The 249-nt window shown below is 57.0% G+C and carries 1 protein-coding gene; it reads right to left on the bottom strand.

What is annotated here, in order from left to right; translation table 11 throughout:
• A partial coding sequence (locus SB752_RS33030) for a hypothetical protein (RefSeq protein WP_486320415.1) occupies nucleotides 1–192 on the bottom strand: 192 nt, incomplete at its 3' end.
• Between the last annotated feature and the right edge of the window lie 57 nt (nucleotides 193–249).

The following is a 249-nucleotide window of genomic DNA, read 5'->3' as shown; positions in this document are numbered from 1 at the left end:
GCGGCTCAGACGCTCCGGATGCTGGACGTCCTGCTGGCCGAAGCCGGTATCCACCAGAATCAGGCCATTGGTGCCGGTTTCGATCAGAACACAGTGACACACAACCGACGCGGTCAATCCACGGCTGTAACCGTCGAACAAAGCCCTACCCAAAGGGCACATACATCCGCAATTTAAATGATGCACGCGCATGTCAAACCTTCCCCGCACCGTATGTGTTCGGCGAACCTTATTGGTCGACCCGGCCTA

It is taken from the genome of Brevibacillus sp. SIMBA_040, from assembly GCF_046535075.1.
Taxonomy (GTDB): domain Bacteria; phylum Bacillota; class Bacilli; order Brevibacillales; family Brevibacillaceae; genus Brevibacillus.
This window is presented reverse-complemented; position numbering and strand designations above follow the sequence as displayed.